4 protein-coding genes are annotated in these 3336 nt (G+C 68.9%); 2 read left to right on the plus strand and 2 right to left on the minus strand.

Going from position 1 to position 3336, the window contains the following annotated elements; genetic code table 11:
• A partial coding sequence (locus ACTWQJ_RS48775) for a glutamate--cysteine ligase (RefSeq protein WP_443312793.1) occupies positions 1 to 1150 on the minus strand: 1150 nt, incomplete at its 3' end.
• Positions 1151 to 1711: 561 nt separating this feature from the next.
• Here ACTWQJ_RS48775 and ACTWQJ_RS48780 point away from each other — a divergent pair.
• Positions 1712 to 2296 carry a hypothetical protein gene (locus ACTWQJ_RS48780; protein WP_443312794.1) on the plus strand — a complete coding sequence of 195 codons (585 nt, stop codon included), beginning with the start codon at positions 1712 to 1714 and terminating at the stop codon, positions 2294 to 2296.
• A gap of 414 nt (positions 2297 to 2710) precedes the next feature.
• On the plus strand, positions 2711 to 2917 hold the full coding sequence (locus tag ACTWQJ_RS48785; RefSeq protein WP_308040975.1) for a DUF5999 family protein: 207 nt from the start codon (positions 2711 to 2713) through the stop codon (positions 2915 to 2917).
• Positions 2918 to 3076: 159 nt separating this feature from the next.
• Here the strand turns inward: ACTWQJ_RS48785 and ACTWQJ_RS48790 are convergent.
• Positions 3077 to 3336 (minus strand): ATP-binding protein (locus ACTWQJ_RS48790; protein ID WP_443312795.1); only part of this gene is annotated, 260 nt, incomplete at its 5' end.

Genomic DNA, 3336 nt, shown 5'->3' on the forward strand with positions numbered 1-3336 from the left:
CGGCGTCGAAGTTGGCGGCGGCCGCCTCGAAGGGCAGGCGGGTCCACACCGGCCGGGAGTCCTCGGCGAGCGCGCGGACGATGCCGTAGTAGAAAGCCGCGTTGGCGATGACGTCGGTGACGGTGGGCCCGGCTGGCAGAACGCGGTTCTCGACGCGCAGATGCGGGACGCCGTCGGCGATCCCGTACACGGGACGGTTCCAGCGGTACACCGTGCCGTTGTGCAGGACGAGCTCGGCGAGTTTCGGAACGCCCCCGGCGTCGAGCACCGCCAGCGGGTCCTCGTCGTCGCAGATCGGCAGCAGCGCGGGGTAGTAGCGCAGGTTCTCCTCGAAGAGGTCGTACGCCGAGCTGATCCACCGCTCCCCGAACCAGGTGCGCGGCCGGACCCCCTGGGCCTGCAGTTCGGGCGGGCGGGTGTCGGTGGACTGCTGGAACAGCGGCGGCCGGGACTCGCGCCACAGCTCGCGACCGAACAGGAAGGGCGAGTTGGCGCCGACGGCGATCTGCGCCGCGCAGGCCGCCTGTGCGGCGTTCCACACGTCGGCGAAACGGGCTGGGGTGACCTGGAGGTGCAGTTGCACGGAGGTGCAGGCGGCTTCGGGCGCGATCGACTTCGACGTGCAGGTCAGATGCTCGACGCCGTCGATGTCGAGGGTGAAGTCCTCGCCGCGGGCGGCCACGATCTGATCGTTGAGGAGGGTGTAGCGGTCGACGTCGGAGAGGTTGGAGGAGACCAGATCGTCACGGTCGAGTGTTGGCAGAATGCCGATCATCACGATTCCCGCGTCGACCTCACCCGCTTTCCGGTGGGCATATGCCAGGGACGTACGGACTTCTTCCACGAGCCGATCGAATACCCGGCCACCCAACCTGTGTGGGGCTATGTTGACTTCCAGGTTGAACATGGCGAGTTCTGTTTGGAAATCTCGGCTTGCGATCTTTTCCAGAACCTGCGCATTGAGCATTCTCGGCATGCCGTCGGCCCCGGCCAGATTCAGTTCGATCTCCAGGCCCATGAGGTTCTTCGGGCGATCGAACCGCTTCTCCTCCAGCAGCCGCTCCAGGCCCCGCAGACACTGCCGCAGCTTGGTGCGGTAGCGCTGGCGATCGGACAGGTCGAACGCGCCCGCCACGACCTTCTCCCCCATCGAAGCGTCCCTCCTCGGTGGGCAGGCCGAAGATCCGGCCGCCGGTGTCCGGGTCAGGGGGGATGATGCCCAGCCCGGGCGATCCGTAACGCCCGCGGCGCGTGCCCGCACCCGCTACTCTGGTCACTCGGGCCAGAGATGACCGGCGGCACATTCACCGGGCAGGTGCACCGCACACTTTCCGGCGCGAGGAACTCGTGAAAAACGCCGACGCGAATTGGCCGACCGCACGGGGAGCATTCCCCGAGGTCATCGCCGTGCGACCGGTTCGGAATCGGGATGTTTTCCACGTATCGCCGACCGAATGAACCCTTGTGCGAGTGCCCGGAAGCGTTTAGACGAAACACTGGCTGAACAAACGTCGTATAAACTCCGCGGAAGACAGAAGGTTGGCGCCCGCGGTCGGAGGAACCTGCCGTCGAGATGGCGTACGGCAGGCCTCACACCCACGCCCCTCTCGCACAGACCCCGGCCCTCGCCTCTCTGTCCCCGTGAGCTGACAGCGCCGTCCGCCCCCGCCACCTCGCGCCTACTTGCCTGTCGAATGAGAGGCGACCCACCATGCCGCTGCATGTCCCCCCGGCTCCCGCGCCCGCGCTTCGTTCCGTCCTCACAGCACTCGGTTCCCCCACCGCCGTCCGTGAGGCCCGAACCCCCTCCCTGCGCGGCGCCCACGGGCCCGCCACACCCGAACTCCCGTTGCCCGTCCACGTTCTGGACCGGATCACCGCCAAGGGCACACCCGTCACCCGGCTGGCCGGCTGGCGCTTTCTGATCCGGTGCGGCGACCAGGCGGTGGCCGCGGCGGAGACCATGCTCACGCCCGACGGCTGGGCGTTCTCGCACTTCTTCGAGGGGCCGTACATCGCCTCCACCGAACGTGCACTGCGCCAGGCCGAGACACTCGCCCAGTCGTACCAACCGCGCCTGCTGTCCGTGCCGGGCCTCTACATGCTCACGCTCTGGCTGCACGGCGACTGCGTCGCCGACGGCGCGGCCGGCCACCCGGCCGCGACGGACCTGCTGGTACCGCTGGCCCCCGCGCCGCCCGGTATCGCGGCCCACCGTCCGCACCGGGTCGCAGAGCTGCTGCCGGTGCTGACCCATCGGGTCACCCCCGTGCCCCTGCTCGGCTCACCGGCCTGACCTTTCCACAGAACCGCACCCGTACCCCGCCGCCGAATTTCCCGGCAGCGGGGTACGCGTTGTTCTGCACCGTTCTGCACTGTTCTCCGCGCTGATCCCGCCAGGGATATTGCTCGTACGAGCGGCTGATTACTCGTACGAGCTATTGAAAGGCTTTCGACCCGGCCGGGCTAGTCCCATCCGGCCACTGCGAACCACCCGAAGGGACAGTGCAGTTGAGATGAACCGCCCGCGCGAGTGATGCGTCATCAACCTGTGAAGGAGCGGTGCAGCGAAATCCCTGCGGATTCACGCCCGTAGGGGAACACTGGATTCGGACCGACTTAACGGGGGGCGGCCATGAACGACGCTTCACGCCGCGGGACAGACACGACAGCACACTCACCCATCACGACAGAGCGAAAGATCCCTTCCATGTGCCAGCACCAGCCACCGTGCCCCACCGCAGAATCCGCCGACCGGGAATCCGCCCGTCTCGTGGCGCACCACCCGGAGCAGGGCTGGAGCCTGCTGTGCAACGGAGTTGTGCTCTTCGAGGACACCGGTGAGCTTCTGCCGGACGGCCAGGCCATCGCCCCGCACCGACTGCTGCACGGCAGCCCGGTGATGACGGCCGCCTGACGCCGACGGGCGACAGCGCAAGCACGCCCGGACACAACCGGGGCCGACCGCGGACCTGCTCCGCGCGCCGGCCCCGACGTATGTCCGGGGGCAGTCACTCCCCGTGATCGCACCATCGCGAACACCGGCAGGCGGCCGACCAGTCATAGCCGGAGCCGGTCAGGCGGACGCCGACGGCATGTTGACGCCACCGGCACCGGAACGCCCGGCCTGCTCCTCGGCCGGGGTCGGCTGGGCGACCGCCTTCGCGGCACGGTTGTCTCCCCGGACCGGCGCCCTGCGCAGGCTCAGCACCATGGTGAGGCCGCCGCCGGGTGTGTCCTCGGCGTCGAGGGTGCCGCCCATGGCCTCGGCGAAGCCCCGGGCGACCGCGAGGCCCAGGCCGACTCCGGCACCGCGCGGGGCGTCGCCGTAGCGCT

The sequence above is a fragment of the Streptomyces sp. KR55 genome (genome assembly GCF_052245645.1).
GTDB classification, from domain to species: domain Bacteria; phylum Actinomycetota; class Actinomycetes; order Streptomycetales; family Streptomycetaceae; genus Streptomyces; species Streptomyces flavusporus.